We start from the raw sequence: 20882 nt of genomic DNA, 5'->3' as shown, positions 1-20882 counted from the left end.
CATGCTCAAGCTACTCAAGGAAATCTTCCGCACGGGCGAGGCGACGGTCAAATACCCCTTCGCCCCGATGCCGGTCTGCAAGGACTTCCGCGGCAAGCCGGAACACAAGGCGGAAGACTGCATCGCCTGCGCCGCCTGCACCGTCGCCTGTCCGGCCAACGCCATCGCGATGGAGACCGACACCACCGCCGGCAACCGCGTCTGGTCGATCAATTACGGGCGCTGCGTCTTCTGCGGCCGCTGCGAGGAATCCTGCCCGACCGGCGCCATCCGCCTGTCCGACGATTTCGAGCTGGCGGTCGGCAGCAAGGCCGACCTGACGCGCAAGGCGGTGTTCACGCTGGCCGACTGCGCCTGCTGCGGCAAGCCCTTCGCCCCGGCCAAGGAGGTCGATTACGTCGCCCGCCTGCTGAGCCAGTCGGCTCGCAGCGCCGAGGAGGCGGACCGGCTGCGCCTGACCGTGTCGACCTGCCCGGCCTGCAAGCGCGCCCAGGATGTCCACCACATCGCCGGCATGGGCATCGCCCGGCAGATGAGCAAGGAACCGGAGACCACGCCATGAACATCCCCGTAGACCCCAAGACCCTGGTGGCGGAGATGTCGCCGGTCTCCACCAGCGAACAGATCGCCACGATGAAGAAGGCGCTGCTGAAGACCATCCAGCGCTCCGCCTACGTCTATCGCGTCGATTGCGGCGGCTGCAACGGCTGCGAGATCGAGATCTTCTCGTCCATCACCCCGGTGTTCGACGCCGAGCGCTTCGGCATCAAGGTGGTGGCCTCGCCCCGCCATGCCGACATCCTGCTGTTCACCGGCGCCGTCACCCGCTCCATGCGGATGCCGGCGCTGCGCGCCTACGAGGCGGCGCCCGATCCCAAGATCGTCGTCTCCTACGGCGCCTGCGGCTGCACCGGCGGCATCTTCCACGACCTCTATTGCGTCTGGGGCGGCACCGACAACATCGTGCCGGTGGACGTCTACATCCCCGGCTGCCCGCCGACGCCGGCCGCGACCATCCACGGCTTCGCCGTGGCGCTCGGCCTGCTGGAGCAGAAGCTGAAGGCCGAGATCCATGTCGAGGCCGCCGGCGAGGCCGCCGCCCTGCCCCATCCCGACATCCCCTATGCGCTGCGGGTCCGGCTGGAACGCGAGGCGCGGCGGATGGCCGGCTACCGTCAGGGCCGCGACATCGCCGAGGAGTTCATGGCCCTGCTGGAAGGGCATGCCCACACGCCGGGCTCCTTCAGCCTGTCCGAACGGATGATGGAGGCGATCGGTGAGGAGCGCGACCCGCGCCGCGCCGAGATCATCGGCCGGCTCGCCGACGTGGTGCAGCAGGCCATCCGGGGAGAAGCACCCAGGGGAGCAACGCCATGACCATGCCCGCGCAGGCCGATCCCGGCTCCATCCCCGGCCTGCGCGCCGGCCGGGGTGCGGCGCCGGAGGTGGTCTTCTACCAGCTGAACGCCAAGGTTCTGGAGCGCAAGGAGGACATCCCGGAGGATGCCAAGCAGGTGGTCTATTATTCGCTGGCCATCGGGCATCACATCGGCGTGTTCGACTGCTTCAAGCCGGCCTTCCGCTGCACCACCGCGGTGTTCGACCGCGTTCTGGAATCGCTGAAGGACAACGAGGAGGCGCACCGCAAGCTGTCGGGCCTGCTGCGCTTCGGCGAGATCACGGTGGACAGCAGCCACATCCGCCCGCTGATGACGGCGGTCGAGGCGGCGCTGCCCACCGCCCCGCCCGACGTGGCGGCCTGGCTCGACCGGCTGCGCACCGCGCTGGACGCCATCCGGCGCGAACCCGCGATCTATCTGATGGGGAGACGGCTGTCATGACCGATGTCGTATTCACGGTTGGCAATGTCCTGCGCGGCGACGACGGCGCCGGCCCGCTGCTGGCCCAGCTTCTCGACGAGCAGCCGGCCCCCGGCTGGACCGTGGTGGATGGCGAGGATGTGCCGGAGAACCACACCCACCACATCCGCAAGCTGGCGCCGCATCGGGTGCTGATCGTCGATGCCGCCGACATGGAGCTGGCGCCGGGCGAGGTCCGCCTGATCGACCAGGACAGCGTCGCCGAGCAGTTCATGGTCACCACCCATGCCATCCCGCTGAATTTCCTGATCGACAGCCTGCGCGAGACCATCCCGGAGATCCTGTTCCTCGGCATCCAGCCGCAGGACACCAGCTTTTTCGCGCCGGTCACCAGCACCGTCCGCAGCTCCGTGGAGGCCGTGCATGACCGGCTGGTCCGCGGCGAGGGATTCGAGGCCTACGAGACGGTCGGCTGATCCGGATATCGAGGCAACTCAAGAAGAGTGGAGGAATTTCGCCATGGCGGATCCTGCATCAAAAGGCACGCCGGTTCTCGGCATGGACGCCTATTCGCCCGCCGAGATCCAGGACAAGGTCGAAAAGCTGGGGGTGAAGAAGGCGACGATGCCCTTCCTGGCCAGCTTCATGCTGGCGGTGGTCGCCGGCGGCGGCATCGGGTTGGGCGGCATGTTCTTCGTCATCGTGCTGGCCGATCCGGCGCTGAGCTTCGCCGTCCAGCGCATATTGGGCGGGCTGGTCTTCTCGCTCGGCCTCGCCATCGTCATGGTCGGCGGAGCGGAGCTGTTCACCGGCAATTGCCTGATCGTGATGGCGCGGGCCAACGGCCAGATCAGCACGGCCCAGGTGCTGCGCAACTGGGCGACGATCTGGATCGGCAACGCGGTCGGGGCGATGGGACTCGTCTTCCTGATCTATCTGTCGCACCACACCGAGATGAACAATGGCGCGGTCGGCGGCGCCGTCCTGAAGCTCGCCATCGGCAAGATCGCGCCCGACGCGGTAACGATCTTCTTCAAGGGCATCCTGTGCAACCTGCTGGTCTGCCTCGCCGTGTGGCTCGCCTATGCCGGCCGCACGGTGACCGACAAGATCGTCGCGCTGACCCTGCCGGTCGCCGCCTTCGTCGCCGCCGGCTTCGAGCACTGCATCGCCAACCTGTATTTCCTGCCGCTGGCCTATCTGCTGAAACTGACGGACCATGTGCCGGCCGGGCTGGACGTGTCGATGATCACGGCGGGCGGCATTCTGCACAATCTGCTGTTCGCCACGCTCGGCAACATCGTCGGCGGGTCGGTGTTCGTCGGCGGCATCTATTGGCTGATCTACCGCAAGGGATTGGGCGGCCTGACCCCGCTGCCGTCGCGCAAACCGCAGCCGTCGATGGGGCAGCCGGCGGCGACGCACTGAGAGAGACCAGCACCCCGAACAAGAAAGCCTTGGGCCGGCGACGAACCGGCCCAAGGCTTTCTTGTGGCTGCTTTTTATGGCCTGGACAAGTGGTTCAAACAGGCGCCGCGACCCGCGACGGCACGGCATAGACGGTGAAGCGGCCATCGCGCACATAGGCGACCACCCCGACCCCGACGGTTTCGGCGAAGCCGACGCACAGCGAGGTGGGGGCGGAGATCGCGGCGATCAGCGGGATACCGGCGGCGGCCGTCTTGTGGACCATCTCGAAGGAGCAGCGGCTCGACACCACGACGAAGCCGCCGGCCGGGTCGATGCCGGCACGGGCCAGCGCGCCGATCAGCTTGTCGAGCGCGTTGTGCCGCCCGACATCCTCGCGCACCGCGACCAGTTCGCCATCGGCCCAGGCGAAGCCGGCGGCATGGACGGCGCCGGTCTGCCGGTTCAACATCTGGCCCGAGGGCAGGGCCGCCATGGCACGGCGGATGGCGTCCGGGGCGATGCGGGCGGTGGAGCGCACGGGATCGAGCGGGCGCAGCGTCTCGGCGAAGCTGTCGGTGCCGCAGCGGCCGCAGCCGGACCCGCCCATCAGGTTGCGCTTGCGCCGCAGCAGCGCCGCCAGCCGTTCCACCGGCACCTCCATGCGGATGCGCACGCCGTCGGCCAGCTCGTCGATGGCGGTGACCGCCAGCTCCCCGGCATCACCGACGATGCCCTCGCTCAGCGAGAAGCCGGTGGCGAAATCCTCCAGGTCGGTCGGGGTCGCCAGCATGACCGCGAAGAGATCGCCGGCATAGACCAGCCCGACCGGCACCTCGTCGATGACCGCCTCCTCGCGGCCGGCCATGCCGGTTGCGGTGCAGACGGTCGCCGGCACATGCCGGACGCCATGGCGCGCCAGAAGAGAAGGCGCCGGGAAAAGAGGCGCGCAGGTGGCCGCGCCAGCGGTCGCGTGATCCATGATGTGGCCAAGCCCCTGGCGGTTGAAGACGGGGTGGGCGCGGGCGCCGGCCGAACGGTCCGGCCATGGCGAAACACCATGGCGCCGGAGCTGGAGCATGATGTCCGGCACCACGGTCGTCCGCCATGGCCGGGCCGGCGCTCGCAGCCCGATCTTGCGCCGGCACGCGGCGGAACGACATGCGACATTGCGGCTCAGCACCAGTATTCATTTCATGGTTACAGAATAAAACTTGGTTATTGGCCGATCAGATTCTCTGATCACTGCTGAATTCCACGCAGTCATGCGGTTTTGCGGTTTGCCAATCCTGAATCACCGTGATAGGGATCCCCTGATCGACTTATGGACATCCGTCCAATTCACACCTCTCTCCCAAGACGGCCTCTCGTCTGCACGGGGTGGAGAAGGCACCATGCACGAGCTTTCATTGTGCGAGCGGCTTCTGGACCTGCTTCAGGAGGAATCGCGACGGCACGCCTTCCGGCGGGTCACCCGCATCCGGCTGGCGGTCGGGCAATTCGCCTGCGTCGATCCCGACGCCCTGCGCTTCGCCTTCGATGTCGTCCGCCGTGACACGCTGGCCGATGGCGCCGCGGTCGAGATCGACCAGCCGCCGGGCCTCGTCTGGTGCGAGGATTGCGGCTGCGAACGGCGGGTGCCGGAGCGGCTCGCCCCCTGCCCGGCCTGCGGCGGCCTCCGCCTCAGCCCGCGCGGCGGCGACGAGCTGACCCTGGTCGAACTGGAAGTGGCCTGAGCGCCGGGAAGGAACACCGCGATGTGCCTTGGAGTTCCCGCTCTCATCCTCGGCGTCGCCGATGCCGGCCGGATGACCGTGACCGCCGAGATGCTGGGCGAAAGGCGGGAGGTGAACCTGTCCTGCCTCGCCGCGCCGGACGAGCCGCTGTCCGGCTGGACCGGCGACTGGGTGCTGGTCCATCTCGGCTTCGCCCTGTCCCGCATCACGGAGGCCGACGCGCGGGCGACGCTCGACCTGCTGCGCCAACTCGACGAGGCGGAGGACGGGCGCGGCCATCTGAAAGCGTCCCTGATCGGCTGACGCGGCCGAATCGCTCAGGCCGCGATGGCGCGCCGGTCGCGGCCCATGGTCTTGGCCTCGTAAAGCGCCCGGTCCGCCGCCGCCAGCAGATCCTCCAGCGCGCAGCGCCGCTGCGCCACGCTGATGCCGATGCTGATGGTGATGGTCAGAATCCGGCCAGGCGCCGGCACCCGCGCCTGGCGGACATCGGCCAGCAGCCGCTCGGCGATGCCGTCGGCGTCGGGACCATCGGCTCCCGGCAGGATGACGGCGAACTCCTCGCCGCCCAGGCGGCCCAGAAGGTCGTCGCCGCGCACCGCCGCCGCCAGGATGCCGGCCAGCATGCGCAGCACGACGTCGCCGGTCTGATGGCCGAAGCCGTCATTGATCGACTTGAAATGGTCGGCGTCGATCATCAGGACGCTGACCGGCCTGCCCTGCCGCCAGCCCTCCTCCAGCAGGGCGGCGCCGCGCTCCATGAAGGCGCGCCGGTTCAGCAGCCCGGTCAGCGGGTCCAGAGTGGCAAGCTGCCACAGCCTTTCCTCCTGCAACTTGCGCTCGCGGATGTCGCGCAGGACGCCGACGAAGATCACCTCGCCCCCGTTGCGGGAGATACCCAGCGTGAATTCGACCGGAAACTCGACGCCGCTGCGGTGCCGGGCCATCAGCTCGCCGATGCAGTCCTTCTCGTCGCCCCCATGGCCCGCGCACCCCACGCGCTCCTGGAAGACGGCCAGCTGGCCCGGCAGCAGCATGTCGAAGCTCTTGCCGATCACGTCGTCGGCGTCATACCCGAACAGCGCGGTCGCGGCCGGATTGAAGAACTGGACGACGCCATGTCCATCCACCACCAGCATCGCGTCGCGGGCGGTGGTCACGAAGGCGGTCAGGCGTTCCTCGCTGCGCTGAAGGGCGGCCGTCCGGTCCGCCACGCGCTGTTCCAGCCGGGCATTCGCGTCGGCCAGTTCCCGCAGCGCCCGCCGCCGCCGGGTCACCTGCCGGTGGAGGATGACGGACAGCATCCCACCGCCGACGCTCAGCACGATGTCGAGCGCGAAATAGACCGGCAGGCGGCCCTCCCAGTCGGCGATCGCATCCCGCGTGGCGATGTTGGCCGCCACGATGACGCCATGGCGGGAGCTGACGTCATAGGCGCCCGGCCCGACCACGCCCGGCAGGATGGCCCCCTTCTCGGTCATGATGGTCGTGGCGGCGGCGGTCCCGACGCTTTGCAGATGATCGAGGAACAGCGGCCAGTCGGCAGCGGAGCGGCCCAGCTCCTCCGTCCCGCTAAGACAACCGAAGACGAATCCCGACGGTGACAGGATGACCGCCCGCATGCCCTCGGGCAGGGGGGAGGCTTGCAGCAGCGCCGAAAAGACGGCGGGATCGAGTGCCGCGGTGACGATCCCGATCAGGCGCCCGAACCGATCCTCGACCCGCCGGCTGACCGGAACGATCCACTCGCCGGTCATCCGGCTGACGACTGGCTTTCCGATGAACAGGATGTCGGCGCCGCCGTTCAGGTGATATTGGACATAATCCCGGTCGGACAGGTCCGCCTTCACCGGGTGCGCCGAACGGGAATCATACCGCAGGCGCCCATCCGGCGAAACGATGTAAAGGCTGATCAGACTTGGGGTGATGACCTGCTGGTGGAGCAGCAGCCGATGGACCTCGATCTCCTCAAGGCCGCCGATCCGGTCGGAGAGCCGCATGAATTCCATGATTACGGAGATCGTACGGTCGGCGACCTCCATCGCCGCGTCCATATGTTCGGCGGTGTGGGTGGCGGCCAGCGCCGCCACATGCATCATCCCGTCGACATAGGCGCGGCGCTCCGCCGCGAGCAGGCCGCCAAGCACGCCATTCAGCAGGATGATCAGTCCGATGGTCGTGCCGACCCATGCGCGCTTCATGTCGTCCCGTGCCGCTCAGCGTCCGGCCACAACGATGGACGCCGACGGGCGGCCCCCGCAATTGGGACCGACCGCAGTCGCCGGGCCCAACACCGGCGAACCGGTCAATCCTCCGCCAGATTGTCGTAGAGCTGCTGAAGAATGGCGTTCAGCCTGGCGATCTGCGCTTCCGACAGCCCCTCGAAACTGCGGGCGAACAGTTTCGTTGTCGCCTCCTGGATGCGTTCGGCCAGCGCGTCGCCGGCCGGGGTCATCGTCACTTCGGTGACGCGGCCATCGTCGGCGTTGGTGCCGGTCTCGACCAGCCCTTCCGCCTTCATGCGGTAGACGATGCGGGTCATCGTCGACAGCTTGACGATGGCGTGGGTCGAGAGCTCCGAAATGCTCGACGTGCCGCGCGTCTTCAGGATGAACAGCACCCGCCAGCTCGGGATGTCGGTGCCGATCCGCTTCAACGCGGCTTCCATCCTCTGGCTGTAGACGCCCTGGACGCGGGCAAGCCAATAGAACGGAAATTCCTCCACATTGAACGCGGGGTCCGACGGGATGTAGCGGCGAAGTTTCTTGGCGATGGCCATGGGTGCCCGATATCTGTCCAGCCGGTGCCGAGACGGGGGTCCGTTTTAGCAATCGCCGGTGGGATTGCCAAACGCCATGAGGGAAATACCGTGAAAGGCGGGTCCGACCGGGCGGCCGCATGCCGCCGCCGGCCGGGGCCGGTCATGAGGCGAGCATCTCCTGATGCCTGCCGGCCATGCCGAGATAGGCCGCCACCACGCGCGGGTCATGCGCCAGCTCCGCCGCCGGCCCCTCCATGGCGATGCGCCCCAGCTCCAGCACATAGGCGTGGTCGGCGACGCGCAAGGCGGCGCGGGCGTTCTGCTCGATCAGCAGGATCGACACGCCGCCGCGCCGCAGCTCGGCGATGATGCGGAAGACCTCGCGCACGATCAGCGGCGCCAGCCCGAGCGACGGCTCGTCCAGCATCAGCAGCTTCGGCTTGCCCATCAGGGCGCGGGCGAGCGCCAGCATCTGCCGCTCGCCGCCCGACAGCGTCGCCGCCATCTGGCCGCGCCGCTCCTTCAGCCGGGGGAACAGGGCATAGAGCTCCTCCATCGCCGCGTCCTGCTCCCGCCGGGATCGCGCATGGAAGCGGAAGCCGCCGAGCCGCAGATTGTCCTCCACGCTCATGGTGGCGAACAGCGCCCGCTTCTCCGGCACCAGGCTCATGCCGCGCGCCACCATGTCCTGGATCGCCGGCGATCGCCCCTCCCGCCCCAGAAAGCTGACACGGCCGCGCGACGGCAGCACGCCCATGATGGCGGACAGCAGCGTCGTCTTGCCGGCCCCGTTCGGGCCGATGACGGTGACGATCTGCCCCTCGCCCACCCGCAGGCTGGCGTTGCTCAGCGCCTCGATCTTGCCGTAGGAGACGCAGAGGTCGGAGACCTCCAGCAGCGGCGCGCTCATTCGACACCTCCCAGATAGGCTTCGAGGACGGCCGGGTTGGTCTGGATCGTCTCCGGCGGGCCTTCGGCGATGCGCTCGCCGAACTCCATGACATAGACGCGGTCGACCAGCCCCATGACGAAATCCATGTCATGCTCGACCAGCAGGATCGCCATCCCCTCCGACCGCAGCCTCACCAGCAGCTCAGCCAGCGCCTGTTTTTCGAGGAAGCGCAGGCCGGCGGCCGGTTCGTCCAGCAGCAGCAGGCAGGGGTCGGCGCACAGCGCGCGGGCGATCTCCAGGATGCGCTGTTGGCCGAGCGCCAGACTGCCCGCCTCGGCATGGAGATGCTGGCCGAGCCCGACCCGGACCAGCTGGCGCCGCGCCTCGTCGAGCAGCCGCGCCTCCTCGGCCCGGTTCAGCCGCAGGGCGGCGGCGGCGACGCCCTTGGAGCCGCGCAGATGGGCGCCGATGGCGACATTCTCCAGCACGCTCATGGTCGGCAGCAGTTTCACATGCTGGAAGCTGCGGCTGAGGCCGGCGCCGGCCATGGCGCGGGCGGTGCGGCCGTCGATCCGCTCGCCACGGAACAGAATCTCGCCGGAGGTCGGATGGTCGACGCAGGAGAGCTGGTTGAACAGCGTGCTCTTGCCCGCCCCGTTGGGACCGATGACCGCCAGGATCTCGCCGGCCCGCACGGTGAAGCTGATGTCGCGGTTGGCGACCAGCCCGCCGAAACGCCGCGTCACCCCCCTCGCCTCCAGCACCACCTCGCCCTTGGCCGGCATCGGCCGGCGCGGCAGCGGGTCCGCGATGGACGGATCGGCGATGGCCGAATCCGCCTCCGCCGTTTCGGAGCGGCCGGGGCGCCGATGCCGGCGGCGCTCGAACGCCTTGGCGATCCAGCCGGCGATGCCGCCGGGCAGGCGCTGCATCAGCAGGATGATCAGCAGGCCGAAGACGATGGCTTCGAAATTGCCGGTGCGGCCCAGCAGATGCGGCAGCAGGTCCTGCAACCACTGCCGGGCGAAGGTGACGCCGGCCGCGCCGATCACCGCCCCCCAGACCTGCCCCACCCCGCCGATCAGCGCCATGAACAGGAAGTCGATGCCGGCCTGGAGGCTGAAGGGCGCCGGGCTGACGAAGCGCTGGGTGTAGGCGTAGAGCCAGCCCGCCAGCCCGGCATAGAGGGCCGAAACCAGAAAGGCGGTCATCTTGGCGCGGAAACTGTCGACGCCCATCGATTCCGACATGCGCTGGCCGCCGCGCAGCGCGCGGATGGCGCGGCCGACGCGGGAATCCAGCAGGTTCAGCGTCGCCGCCACCGCCAACAGCAGGATCGCCCAGATCAGGTAGAACAGCGACTCCGCCCGGTCGAAGGAGACGCCGAACAGGGACAGCGCCGGGATGCCGGTCACCCCGCTGTGGCCGCCGAGAAACTCCAGGGTGCCGAACAGGTAGAACAGCGACAGCCCCCAGGCGATGGTGCCGAGCGGCAGGTAATGGCCGGACAGCCGCAGCGTCACCGCCCCCAGCACGAGCGCGATGGCCAGCGTCAGCAGCAGCCCGGCCGCCAGCCCGGCGAGCGGCGACCCGGCCATCCAGGCGAGCGGTGCCGGCAGGTCGCCGGCGGCGGCGGTGGCGAGATAGGCGGTGGCATAGGCGCTGACGCCGACGAAGGCGGCCTGCCCGAAGCTGGTCATGCCGGCGACGCCGGTCAGCAGCACGAGGCCGAGCGTCGCCAGCGCGAAGACGCCGATGTTGTTGGCGAGCGTGACCTGATATGTGGGCAGCAGCAGCGGTGCCACGGCCAGCAGCGGCACCAGCGCCAGCAGGATCCGGCCGGATGGCGAAAGCCTGGGCATGGAGGGGGACGGCCTTTCGGCGGAGGGCTTGGACAGGGCGCCGGGCTTCATTCCTCATCCTCCGCGCCATGGTGGGACAGCGAGCGCCAGACCAGGACCGGGAGGATCAGCGTGAAGACGATCACCTCCTTGTAGCTGCTGGCCCAGAAGGTGGAGAAGGATTCGGCCTGCGCGATCAGCAGGGCGCCGATGGCGGCGGCCGGATAGCTCGCCAGCCCGCCGATGATGGCGCAGACGAAGCCCTTCAGCCCGATGATGAAGCCGCTGTCGTAATAGATCGTGGTGATCGGCGCGATCAGGATGCCGGACAGGCTGCCGATCAGCCCGGCGAGCGCGAAGCTGGCCTTGCCCGCCAGTTCGGGCGAGATGCCGACCAGCTCCGCCCCCAGCCGGTTGACGGCGGCGGCGCGCAGCGCCTTGCCGTACAGGCTGCGTTCGAAGAACAGGTACAGGCCCAGGATCAGCGCCAGCGACACCGCCACCACCCAGATGGTCTGGCTGTTCAGCATCACCATGCCGAAGCTGAGGACGCCGTCGGAAAACGGCTCCGTCCGCGCCCCCTCCGGCCCGAACATCAAAAGCCCGATGCCGACCATCACCACATGCACGGCGATGGAGACGATCAGCAGCACCAGCGGGTGGGCGGCGGCGATCGGCTGGTAGAAGACGCGGTAGATCGCCAGCCCCAGCGGCACCATCAGCGCCACCGTCGCCAGCGCCTGCACCGCCACCCCCGCCTCGGCCAGCGGCACGAGGACGGTCAGCGCCGTCAGGCCCGCCGCATAGAGCAGGCCGAAGGCGGAGCCCCGGCGGATCGCCAGCCGGCCATCCCGCCTGAAGCCGGCCTGGATGTCCATGACGAAGGCGGCGGCGGCCAGCGCCAGCAGCAGCCAGCCCAGCCGGACCGGGGTGCCGCCCTGCATCGCCGCCATGGTGAGCGCGGCGAAGGAGACGAACTCGCCCTGCGGAATCAGCAGGATGCGGGTGACGGTGAAGACCAGCAGGATCGACAGGGCCAGCAGCGCGTAGATGGCGCCGTTGGTGATCCCGTCCTGGCCCAGCAGCATGATGATCTGGAAATTCATGACCGGTGTCCCCTCGCGCCGGCGGCGGCTCAGCAGGTCACTTGACCAGCGTCCACTTGCCGCCGGATACGGTGATCAGCTCGCGTCCACGGGCGTCGAAGCCGCTGTGGTCGGCCGGGGTCATGGTGTAGACGCCCTGGGTTCCCGCCAGCTCCTTAACCTGTTCCAGCGCGTCGCGCAGCGCGCCGCGGAAGGCGGCGGTTCCCGGCTCGCCGCTCTTCAGCGCCACCGGGATGGTGCGCTCCAGCAGCAGGCCGGCGTCATAGACGTTGGCGCCGAAGGTCGCCGGCTTGGAGCCGTTGAGCTTCTCGTAGGCGGCGATGTAGTCGGCGGCGATCTTCTTGGACGGGTGGCTGTCCGGCATCTGGTCCAGCACCAGCATCAGGCTGGCGGCCAGGATGGTGCCCTCCACCTTCTTGCCGCCCAGCTTGAGGAAATCGGGCAGGGCGGCGCCATGCGTCTGATAGACCTTGCCGCGATAGCCCTGGTCGTACAGCGTCGTCTGCGGCAGGACCGAGGCACTGCCGGGGGCGGCGACCAGCACCGCGTCGGGCCGGGCCGACAGGATCTTCAGCCCCTGGGCGGTCAGCGAGGTGTCCTGGCGCTGGAACCGCTCGGTCGCCACCAGCTTGATGCCGCGCTTGGCCAGGCCCTCGGCGAACACCTTCAGCCAGTTGTCGCCGAAGGGATCGGCGGCGCCGATGAAGCCGGCGGTCTTGACCCCGGTCTTCGCCATATGGTCCAGCAGCGCCTCGGCGATCAGGTCGTCGTTCTGGGTGGTCTTGAACACCCATTTCTTCTGGTCGGTCATCGGCAGCACGGCGGCGGCCGAGCCGACCGGGGCCAGCATCGGCACGCCGGCCTCGGCGGCGAACGGGATGACGCCCATGGCGTTGGGCGATCCCGACGGGCCGATGATGGCGTCCACCTTCTCCTCGGTGATCAGCTTCTTGAAGGCGGTGACGGTCGCCGTCGGATCGCTGGCGTCGTCGAGCGCGATGTATTGCACCGTCTGGCCGGCGATGCTGGCCGGCAGCAGCGGGACGCTGTTCTTCTGCGGAATGCCGACCAGGGCGACCGGACCGGTCGCCGAACTCACCACGCCGATCTTCACCTGCGCCTCGGCCCCGGCCGCCAGTCCGGCCGTCAGCGCCCCGAGCAGCAACGGAACCGCCAGTCTCTTTGCGAACACCGCACCCTCCTTTTCATGTTGCCCTGCTGTCCCGGTCCGCATGGCGGCGCCAGCGGACCCGTCGGGCCGGTGGGGCGGGCCTTCGCAACGGAAAGCACCACCACCCGGCCTCTTCTCGATTCCGGAAAGACCAAAGCGGACGCCGCCGCCAGCATCACCACTGGCATTGAAAAGCAATCAGCGAGGCGAACAGTTCGTCAGCGCGCCATTGCTTAAAATCCAACTCGGATTTCCTGTCCGGTTTCTCTCCAAGTCGCGAATTTTTCTTATGGATGTTTGAGAACCAAGAGTTCGGAGGCGGTTGGCCCGCACTTCTCCATCGAGGCCCTGGTGGCGGCCATGCCGTCCACCCTTGCCAATCATTAAGCCAGAGTTTCGTGATTCCGCAATCAAATTTTCAATGAAAACTGCCTCCTTTTACGACAGGTTCCTGCATCGCTGACAGGCGATCCCCAACCAAGTGCCCAAATCAGATACTTAGGAGGGAGCCCTTGCCCGAAAAGTATCGATGACGGGCTAACTAATTAATATTATTGTATATTTTTAATGGACTCCCCGCCTCCACCACTGTCTCCGGACAATATGGGCGGATATCGCACCGCTCAGTTTTTGTGCGGACGCAGCAAAAAATATTTTCCCAAAGTCAATTGACTAATCACGTTTCCAGCCGCTAGGCTCCATCCATCCCATCCACCCTGAGCGGTTCCGGCTCCGGCGGCGGTATCGCTGACCATTGCCGCGGGAAACCGCCGCGAGGACTCCGGCCGGACCGGGGAAGGCACCGCCCATGACATCCGCCACGATCTTCGTCCAGGCCCTTGATATCGCGCCCGGGGCTCTCGCGTCCGGGAACGGAAGCGGCGGCACTCTTCCGACCGCCCTTCCCACCGTCGCGATCAAGGACACCATCGACATCGCCGGCACGCCGACGCGCGCCGGCAGCCGGTCGCTGGCGGATGCGGCGCCGGCCGCCGGCCATGCCGAGGTCGTCGGCAACCTGCTGGCCAGCGGCTGGCGGATCGTCGGCAAGACGACGATGCACGAGCTCGCCTTCGGCACCACCGGCATCAACCGCTGGGCCGGCACCGCGCCCAACCCGCGCTTCCCCGCCTTCGTGCCCGGCGGCTCCTCCAGCGGGTCGGCCGCCGCCGTCGCCGCCGGGCTGGCCGATGCCGCGATCGGCACCGACACCGGCGGCTCGGTCCGCATTCCGGCGGCCTGCTGCGGCGTCTTCGGGTTGAAGCCGACCTTCGGGCGGGTCAGCCGCCACGGTGTGATGCCGGCGGAGACCTCGCTCGACTGCGTCGGCCCCTTCGCCGCCGACATGGACCGGCTGTCCGCCTGCATGGCCGCCATCGACCCGACCTTCGGGCCGCTTCCCGCCATTGACGGCGTGACCATCGGCCTGCTCGATCCGGAATCCGCCGGTGACGTCGACGGCGGCATCGCCGCCGCCGTGCGCGCCGCGGTGGGGTCATCCGACCTGCCGGTGGAGCCGGTCGCCCTGGCCGGCATGCGCGCCGCCTTCGAGGCCGGTCTGTCGGTGATCAATGTCGAGACCTGGGCCGCCTGCGCCGCCCTGGTCGAGACCGGGCTGGTGGGCGAGGATGTCGCGGTCCGTCTGCGCAACGCCGCCCGCACCACGGCGGAGGATCTCGCCCGCGCCGAGGCGGTGCGCGCGGCCTTCACCGCCGAGGTCGACGCCCTGCTGGCGCGGGTGGCGGTCATCGCCCTGCCGACCATGGCCGGACCGCCGCCGCTGGTGGCCGATGCCGGCGACACCAGCCGGCTGGTCCGCATGACCACGCTGGTCCGCCCCTTCAACCTGTCGGGCCATCCGGCGATCGCCATCCCGCTCGCCGCCGTCGACGGCGCCCCGGCGAGCCTTCAGCTGGTCGCCGCCAAGGGCGCCGACGAGCTACTGTGCGCGGTGGCCGCCCACATCGCGGCCCGCCTGCCGGCGCCCTGAGTGCGCCGCCTGCCCCGCCGCGACCATCCTCATCCCGGGGGAGCCCCAGCATGGACGCCATCCGCATCATCAAGGACGAGCATTTCGCCATCGCCGCGGTGCTGCATGCCCTGCGCCATCAGATCCGCGCCATCCGCGGCGGGGCAGCCCCCGATTTCCCGCTGCTGCGCGCCATCCTCGACTACATCGTCAGCTATCCCGACCACTGGCATCATCCGAAGGAGGATCGCTTCCTCTTCGCCGCCATCCGCCGCCGCGCGCCGGAGGCGGAAGACCTGCTCGGCAGGCTGGAGCGCGAACATGCGCTCGGCTATCCGATGATCGAGACGCTGAAGCGGCAGCTGGTCCGGTTCGAGGCCGGCGACGACGGCGCGGCGGAGGATTTCTTCGCCACCGCCGAACGCTACGCCGCCCTCGAATACGGCCATCTCCAGACCGAGGAGGAGCAGCTGCTACCGCTGGCCGAACGGACCCTGACGGCGGAGGATTGGCGGGAGATCGACGACGCCTTCCGCGAGAACGACAATCCGCTGTTCGGCCTCAAGCCGCGGGAGGAGGCGGAACGGCTCTACCAGCGCATCCTCGATCTGGCCCCGCCGCCCATCGGCTACGGCCGGCGGGACGCCGACCGCTGACCTTTCCGCCGCGCCTCTTGCCGTCAATCACGCGGCGGCGGGAATGCGGGCGATGACCTTGATCTCGAAATCGAACCCGGCGAGCCAGGTCACCCCGACCGCCGTCCAGTTCGGATAGGGCGGATCGCCGATCAGCGTTTCGCGCACCGCCATGACGGTCTCGATCTGGTTCGCCGGGTCGGTGTGGAAGGTGGTGACGTCGACGATGTCGCCCAAGCCGCAGCCGGCTGCGGCAAGCACAGTGGCGAGATTGTCGAAGGCCTGCCGCACCTGCCGTTCAAAGTCCGGCTCGGGCGAGCCGTCGGCACGGCTGCCGACCTGCCCCGATACGAACAGCAGATCCCCGGACCGGATCGCCGCCGAATAACGGTGCCGCTCATACAGGGCTTGTCGGCCGGCCGGGGTGATTGCGTCGTGTTGCGCCATGATCGTCCTCTTCGGTGAGTGCCGGGCAATCCGGCTTTGGGCTTCACAGGCGCGGCGGAAGTTGATATACGCCGCGTATGCGAACCACAGCATACATACGCTTCGTATGTCAATGCACATACGGAGCGTATGCCATAGAGCTTCGGGGATGCCATGGCCGTAAAACGACGCGCTGAAATGATGGAGGAAACCCGCGCCAAGCTGATCGGCTCCGCCCGCAAAGCCTTCGCCGAAAAGGGGTTTGCCGCCGCGTCGATGGATGAGCTGACCGCCGAGGCCGGGCTGACGCGCGGCGCGCTCTACCACAATTTCGGCGACAAGCGCGGGCTTCTCCAGGCGGTGGTCGACCAGATCGACACCGAGATGGCGACCCGCGCCATTGCAATCGCTCAAGCCATCGTCCGCCGCGCCGGCAATGAGTGGGACGGCCTGCTGGCCGAGGGCGTCGCCTATATCGAAATGGCGCTGGAGCCCGAGATCCAGCGCATCGTCCTGCTGGACGGCCCCGCGTTCCTCGGCGATCCCTCACAATGGCCAAGCCAGAGCGGCTGCCTGCAAGCGACCCGCCGGACGGTGGAAAGCCTGATCGCGCAAGGGATCGTCAGGCCCGTGGATGCGGAAGCGGCGGCGCGGTTGCTGAATGGGGCGGCGCTGAACGCCGCCCTCTGGGTCGCCGCCAGCGACCACCCGCGAGAGGTTCTCCCCAAGGCCGTCGAGGCATTCCGCATCCTGGCGGGGGGACTGCTGGCGCGCCCGGCCTGACTCCACGGGTCCGACAGTCAGAAATCCAGCATCGCGTTGTCGATCACCTCCTTCATGACGAAGAAGGTGCGCGTCTGCCGCACGCCGGGAAGCGCGATCAGTTGCTGCCCGTGCAGACGGTTGAAATCCGCGATGTCGCTGACCCGGATCTTCAGGAAGAAATCGAAGTCCCCGGCGACGAGATGACAGTCCAGCACGAAGGGCAGCTTGCGGATCGCCTGCTCGAACGCGGCGAAGCTTTCCGGCGTCGAGCGGTCCAACTCGACCCCGACCATCACCAGCGTGCCGCGATCCACCTTCGCCGGCTCGATCTCGGCCCGGACGGAACGGATGTAGCCCTCGGCGAAAAGCCGTTGGGTGTGCCGGTGGCAGGTGGCCGGGCTGAGATTCACCGCCGCCGCCAGATCGGCGTTCGTCATCCGGCCATCCCTTTGAAGAAGCTGGAGAATCTTGCGGTCGGCCGGGCTGGGCCCCTCATCGGCGGTGGTTTCTCTCATTTTCATCCATGAATTTGGGATGGATAGCGCACAAAATGGCATTTTATCAGCCTGAAACAGCAATCCGATAGCGAAGTTTGAGAGCACCTTTCATTTCTACGGTGATACCGTCGCTTCACTTGAGACAGTGGAGCCCCGCCATGCTGCGCCTCGATCGCTTCGAACGTTATCCGCTCACCTTCGGCCCGACTCCCATCGAACATCTGCCCCGCCTGACCGAGGCGCTCGGCGGCAAGGTCGAGATCTACGCCAAGCGCGACGACTGCAACTCCGGCCTCGCCATGGGCGGCAACAAGCTGCGCAAGCTGGAATACATCGTTCCCGACGCCATCGCGGCCGGCGCCGACACGCTGGTGTCCATCGGCGGCGTGCAGTCGAACCACACCCGCATGGTGGCGGCCACCGCCGCCAAGCTCGGCATGAAGTGCGTGGTCGTGCAGGAGAGCTGGGTTCCGCACGAGGACGCCGTCTATGACCGCGTCGGCAACATCCTGCTGACCCGCCTGATGGGCGCCGACAGCCGCATCGTTTCCGACGGCTTCGACATCGGCATCCGCAAGAGCTGGGAGGACGCCATCCAGTCGGTGAAGGATGTCGGCGGCAAGCCCTACGGCATTCCGGCCGGCGGCTCCGTCCACAAATACGGCGGTCTCGGCTATGTCGGCTTCGCCGAGGAGGTCCGCAAGCAGGAGGCCGAGCTCGGCTTCAAGTTCGACTACATCGTCGTCTGCGTCGTGACCGGCTCGACCCAGGGCGGCATGATCGTCGGCTTCGCCGCCGACGACCGCGCCGACCGCGTGATCGGCATCGACGCCTCCGGCACGCCGGAACAGACCCGCGCCCAGGTCCGCCAGATCGTCGACAACACGGCCGAGCTGGTCGAACTCGGCCGCAAGGTCCGCGACGACGAGATCGTCATCCTGGAAGACTATGCCTATCCGGCCTATGGCGTGCCCAGCGCCGAGACCAACGAGGCGATCCGCCTGGCCGCCCGCACCGAGGCGATGATCACCGACCCGGTCTATGAGGGCAAGTCGATGCAGGGCATGATCGACCTCGTGAAGAAGGGCTGGTTCCCCGAAGGCTCGAAGGTCCTCTACGCCCATCTCGGCGGCGCCCCGGCGCTGAACGGCTACAGCTACACCTACCGGAACGGCTGATAAGCCGACGCCCCCCGACCCTTGCGGTCGGGGGGCGCTTTCTTCAATGACGGAATAGCTCCGTCAGGCATCCAATCCCGCGATGGTGACCGCCAGCGCCTGGGCGCGCGGCACCAGCGTGTCGAGCCGGCACCATTCGCGCTCGGTATGGGCCGCTCCGCCGACCGGCCCCAGCCCGCAGAGCGACGGCACGCCCAGCGCCCCGGTGAAGCCGGAATCGGCGCATCCGCCGGTGAATTCCCCATCCACCGCGAAACCGACCTCGGCCGCCGCCGCCTGGTAGCGGGCGAACAGCTCGGCCGAATGCCGCTCCTCCAGCGGCATGAACAGGTGCCCGCGCTGATAGGAGGCGCTGGTGCCCGGCACATCCTCCGCCGCCAGAATCGCCTCCACCCGCGCCAGGATCCCGTCGAGCTGATCGACCGAGCGGAAGCGGATGTCGAGCGCCGCCTCCGCATGATCGGCGACGGTGTTGTGCGTCCGGCCGCCGCGGATCACCCCGACATTGGTGGTGATGCCGCTGGGATAGTCGGTCAGCGCGTGCAGCGCGGTGATCTTCGCCGCCAGCGCCCCGATGGCGCTCGCCCCATCGGCGTGGTTGACGCCGGAATGGGCGGCCCGCCCGGTCACACTGATATCCAGCGTCAGACCACCCTTGCGCGCGGTGACGACATTGCCCGACACCCGGCCCGGCTCGGCGTTGAAGGCTGCCCGCGCGCCGCGCGCCACCTCCTCGATCACGCTCCGGCCCGACGGCGAGCCGATCTCCTCGTCGGCGGTGAACAGGCCGATCAGCGGAAAGCCGGCGCCGCCCGCCGCCTTCAGCGCCCGCAACACGAAGACGTCGACGACCAGCCCGCCCTTCATGTCGGCGACCCCCGGCCCGCGCGCGGTCTCGCCGTCGCGGCTGAAGGGCCGCGCCGCCACCGTTCCCTTGGGATAGACGGTGTCGCGGTGCCCCATCACCAGCACCGGCGCCCCGCCGTCCCGTCCGGGGATCTCGGCCTTCAGCACGGAGCCGTAGGTCTCGTTGGGGAAGCGCGTCACGGCGATGCCGTCGGCCTCCAGCATCGCCGTCATGACGGCGCCGACGGCATCGATGCCGACGGCGTCGCGGCTGCCGGAATCGATGTCGACGATGCGCTGGAGCATCTCCTCCATCTCGGCGCGGCGGGTGGCCAGCCAGTCGCTGGCGCGTTGGGCGAGCGGGGTCATGCGCGGCTGGCCTCCTTGCCGGTGCTCTCACGGGCGGCCCGGATGGCGGGGCCGGTCTCGCCCAGATCCCAGAACAGCCCGGCCATCACCCGCAGCGCCTCCTCGGCGACCGAGGCCAGCAGATGCTCGTCGGGGGCGTGCTGCGAACAGGCGGGGTAGGAATGGGGCACCCAGATGGTGGGCAGCCCCAGCACCTCGGCGAACACGTCGTTGGGGATCGAGCCGCCCAAATTGGGCAGCAGCGCCGGCTTCTTGGCCGTCGTCCGCGCCAGCGAGTCGAGCGCCCAGCCGACCCAGGGGTCGGTCGGATCGAGACGGGTGGCGGCGAACACCTCCATCCGGCTGGCCGTCACCCGCACCCGCCCGAAGCCGTTGGCGGCGAGATGGGCGCGCACGGCGTCGAGCACTTTCGCCGGATCGGTGCCGACGACGAAGCGCAGTTGCAGCGTCGCCTTGGCGCTGCCGGGGACGGCGTTGACGGGCGCGCGCGGGTTGCCGGTCTCGAAGGCCAGCACCTCCAGCGCGTTCCAGCCGAACACCCGCTCCTCCGGCGTCAGGCCGGCTTCGCCCCAGTCGCGGTCGATTTCGGGATCGTTCGGCCCGCCGCCGACCGTCAGGTCGGCGATGGCCGCCTTGACCGCCGGCGGGATGCCGGCCGGCTTCAGCGCGTCGAGCCTGATCCGCCCCTGCCCGTCGATCAGCGAGGCGATGGCGTTGGCCAGGATGGTGCCGGGGTTGGCGAGCAGGCCGCCCCAATTGCCGGAATGGTGGGCACCCTGGCGCAGATCGACGGTCAGTTCGAAATTCAGCGCCCCGCGCGAGCCGAGGAAGACCGTCGGCCGGTCGGCGATCACCCGCGGCCCGTCCGACGCGATCAGCACGTCGGCGGCAAGGGCCTCGCGGTGGCTCTCGGCCAGCGCGCGCAGGCCGGGAGAGCCGGCCTCCTCGCCCATCTCGATCACGAACTTGGCGTTGAAGCCGAGGCTGCCGCCGCGCTCCGCCATCACCTGGGCCAGCGCCGCGATGTTGACGGAATGCTGGCCCTTGTTGTCGGCGGTGCCGCGGCCATACCAGCGGTCGCCCTGGATCGTCACCGTCCACGGGTCGATGCCGTCGCGCCAACGTCCCTCATGGCCCGGCACCACGTCGCCATGGCCATAGATCAGCACCGTCGGCAGCTCGGCGGCCTCATGCCGTTCGGCGATCAGGAAGGGCCCGCGGCCGGCGACCGGGTTGTCGACGATGGTGCCGGTGAAGCCGAGCCGGGCCAGCGACGGGATCATCTCCCCATCCAGATAGGCGCGCAGCTCCGCCGCGCGGTCGGGCGACTGGCTTTCGGACTTGATGGCGACACGCCGGGTCAGGTCGGCCAGGAAGGCGCCGGACGCGAAATGTCGGGCGGCGCGCGCGATGGCGCCGTCACGCGATGGCTGATGGGTCATGGCGGAACTCAGGGGTGGAGG

22 protein-coding genes are annotated in these 20882 nt (G+C 68.6%); 11 read left to right on the top strand and 11 right to left on the bottom strand.

Translation table 11 applies throughout. The annotated features are described in order from the left end of the window. Window position 1 precedes the first annotated feature (1 nt). The 5 genes from AZL_RS23545 to AZL_RS23525 are packed head-to-tail and all read left to right on the top strand — an operon-like array spanning window position 2 to window position 3248. Window positions 2-562, top strand: coding sequence for a formate hydrogenlyase complex iron-sulfur subunit (locus AZL_RS23545; protein WP_012976946.1), 561 nt, complete (start codon window positions 2-4; stop codon window positions 560-562). Beyond that, window positions 559-1377 carry an NADH-quinone oxidoreductase subunit B family protein gene (locus tag AZL_RS23540; protein ID WP_042445150.1) on the top strand — a complete coding sequence of 273 codons (819 nt, stop codon included), beginning with the start codon at window positions 559-561 and terminating at the stop codon, window positions 1375-1377. The genes AZL_RS23545 and AZL_RS23540 overlap by 4 nt, the downstream gene beginning before the upstream one ends. Continuing rightward, window positions 1374-1841: a formate hydrogenlyase maturation HycH family protein gene (locus AZL_RS23535; RefSeq protein WP_012976944.1), complete on the top strand. Its 468-nt coding sequence runs from the start codon at window positions 1374-1376 to the stop codon at window positions 1839-1841. The genes AZL_RS23540 and AZL_RS23535 overlap by 4 nt, the downstream gene beginning before the upstream one ends. After that, a complete protein-coding gene (gene hycI / locus AZL_RS23530; RefSeq protein WP_012976943.1) occupies window positions 1838-2296 on the top strand; it encodes a hydrogenase maturation peptidase HycI in 459 nt (152 codons plus the stop codon). Before AZL_RS23535 ends, hycI begins: the two co-directional genes overlap by 4 nt. Window positions 2297-2339: 43 nt before the next feature. Next, entirely contained in the window at window positions 2340-3248 is a 909-nt protein-coding gene (locus tag AZL_RS23525) for a formate/nitrite transporter family protein (protein WP_012976942.1), read from the top strand. A 94-nt stretch (window positions 3249-3342) separates the two neighbouring features. On the opposite strand, the gene fdhD is transcribed toward AZL_RS23525, so the two are convergent. Beyond that, a complete protein-coding gene (gene fdhD, locus AZL_RS23520) occupies window positions 3343-4308 on the bottom strand; it encodes a formate dehydrogenase accessory sulfurtransferase FdhD (RefSeq protein ID WP_247894437.1) in 966 nt (321 codons plus the stop codon). 313 nt (window positions 4309-4621) lie between these two features. On the opposite strand from fdhD, the gene hypA reads away from it, so the two are divergent. Together hypA and AZL_RS23510 are read left to right on the top strand one after the other, a co-directional pair. After that, window positions 4622-4963 carry a hydrogenase maturation nickel metallochaperone HypA gene (gene hypA / locus AZL_RS23515; protein WP_012976940.1) on the top strand — a complete coding sequence of 114 codons (342 nt, stop codon included), beginning with the start codon at window positions 4622-4624 and terminating at the stop codon, window positions 4961-4963. A 21-nt stretch (window positions 4964-4984) separates the two neighbouring features. Then, window positions 4985-5266, top strand: coding sequence for a HypC/HybG/HupF family hydrogenase formation chaperone (locus tag AZL_RS23510; protein WP_012976939.1), 282 nt, complete (start codon window positions 4985-4987; stop codon window positions 5264-5266). A gap of 14 nt (window positions 5267-5280) precedes the next feature. Here AZL_RS23510 and AZL_RS23505 read toward each other — a convergent pair whose 3' ends face one another. The 6 genes from AZL_RS23505 to AZL_RS23480 form a co-directional block, all read right to left on the bottom strand. After that, window positions 5281-7164, bottom strand: coding sequence for a diguanylate cyclase (locus AZL_RS23505; RefSeq protein ID WP_012976938.1), 1884 nt, complete (start codon window positions 7162-7164; stop codon window positions 5281-5283). Window positions 7165-7268: 104 nt separating this feature from the next. Further along, window positions 7269-7742 carry a MarR family winged helix-turn-helix transcriptional regulator gene (locus tag AZL_RS23500; protein WP_012976937.1) on the bottom strand — a complete coding sequence of 158 codons (474 nt, stop codon included), beginning with the start codon at window positions 7740-7742 and terminating at the stop codon, window positions 7269-7271. A 142-nt stretch (window positions 7743-7884) separates the two neighbouring features. Next, a complete protein-coding gene (locus AZL_RS23495) occupies window positions 7885-8634 on the bottom strand; it encodes an ABC transporter ATP-binding protein (protein ID WP_012976936.1) in 750 nt (249 codons plus the stop codon). Further along, on the bottom strand, window positions 8631-10478 hold the full coding sequence (locus tag AZL_RS23490) for a branched-chain amino acid ABC transporter ATP-binding protein/permease (protein WP_042445428.1): 1848 nt from the start codon (window positions 10476-10478) through the stop codon (window positions 8631-8633). The genes AZL_RS23495 and AZL_RS23490 overlap by 4 nt, the downstream gene beginning before the upstream one ends. Before the next feature lie 47 nt (window positions 10479-10525). Then, window positions 10526-11563 (bottom strand): branched-chain amino acid ABC transporter permease, encoded by a 1038-nt coding sequence (locus tag AZL_RS23485; RefSeq protein WP_012976934.1) that lies wholly within the window; start codon window positions 11561-11563, stop codon window positions 10526-10528. A gap of 37 nt (window positions 11564-11600) precedes the next feature. Continuing rightward, complete coding sequence (locus AZL_RS23480; RefSeq protein ID WP_012976933.1) at window positions 11601-12755, bottom strand: ABC transporter substrate-binding protein; 1155 nt, start codon at window positions 12753-12755, stop codon at window positions 11601-11603. Between the two features lie 787 nt (window positions 12756-13542). On the opposite strand from AZL_RS23480, the gene AZL_RS23475 reads away from it, so the two are divergent. After that, window positions 13543-14724 (top strand): amidase, encoded by a 1182-nt coding sequence (locus tag AZL_RS23475; RefSeq protein WP_012976932.1) that lies wholly within the window; start codon window positions 13543-13545, stop codon window positions 14722-14724. 50 nt (window positions 14725-14774) lie between these two features. Beyond that, window positions 14775-15359, top strand: a complete 585-nt coding sequence (locus AZL_RS23470) for a hemerythrin domain-containing protein (RefSeq protein ID WP_042445147.1) — start codon at window positions 14775-14777, stop codon at window positions 15357-15359. A 27-nt stretch (window positions 15360-15386) separates the two neighbouring features. Here the strand turns inward: AZL_RS23470 and AZL_RS23465 are convergent, their stop codons facing one another. Beyond that, window positions 15387-15785 carry a RidA family protein gene (locus AZL_RS23465; RefSeq protein WP_012976930.1) on the bottom strand — a complete coding sequence of 133 codons (399 nt, stop codon included), beginning with the start codon at window positions 15783-15785 and terminating at the stop codon, window positions 15387-15389. A 153-nt stretch (window positions 15786-15938) separates the two neighbouring features. Here AZL_RS23465 and AZL_RS23460 point away from each other — a divergent pair, with 153 nt between their 5' ends. Further along, window positions 15939-16547, top strand: coding sequence for a TetR/AcrR family transcriptional regulator (locus AZL_RS23460; RefSeq protein WP_012976929.1), 609 nt, complete (start codon window positions 15939-15941; stop codon window positions 16545-16547). A gap of 17 nt (window positions 16548-16564) precedes the next feature. Here the strand turns inward: AZL_RS23460 and AZL_RS23455 are convergent, their stop codons facing one another. Then, window positions 16565-17044, bottom strand: coding sequence for an Lrp/AsnC family transcriptional regulator (locus AZL_RS23455; protein WP_012976928.1), 480 nt, complete (start codon window positions 17042-17044; stop codon window positions 16565-16567). Between the two features lie 140 nt (window positions 17045-17184). On the opposite strand from AZL_RS23455, the gene AZL_RS23450 reads away from it, so the two are divergent. Then, window positions 17185-18204, top strand: coding sequence for a 1-aminocyclopropane-1-carboxylate deaminase (locus AZL_RS23450; protein ID WP_012976927.1), 1020 nt, complete (start codon window positions 17185-17187; stop codon window positions 18202-18204). A 63-nt stretch (window positions 18205-18267) separates the two neighbouring features. Here AZL_RS23450 and AZL_RS23445 read toward each other — a convergent pair whose 3' ends face one another. Together AZL_RS23445 and AZL_RS23440 are read right to left on the bottom strand one after the other, a co-directional pair. Further along, on the bottom strand, window positions 18268-19419 hold the full coding sequence (locus tag AZL_RS23445) for a M20 family metallopeptidase (protein ID WP_012976926.1): 1152 nt from the start codon (window positions 19417-19419) through the stop codon (window positions 18268-18270). Beyond that, window positions 19416-20861: a M20 family metallopeptidase gene (locus AZL_RS23440; RefSeq protein ID WP_012976925.1), complete on the bottom strand. Its 1446-nt coding sequence runs from the start codon at window positions 20859-20861 to the stop codon at window positions 19416-19418. The genes AZL_RS23445 and AZL_RS23440 overlap by 4 nt, the downstream gene beginning before the upstream one ends. Window positions 20862-20882: the final 21 nt, after the last annotated feature.

Origin of the sequence: Azospirillum sp. B510, from assembly GCF_000010725.1 — a bacterium.
GTDB lineage: Bacteria > Pseudomonadota > Alphaproteobacteria > Azospirillales > Azospirillaceae > Azospirillum > Azospirillum lipoferum_B.
Note: the sequence above shows the minus strand (reverse complement) of the source record. Positions and strands in the feature narration are given on the sequence as shown.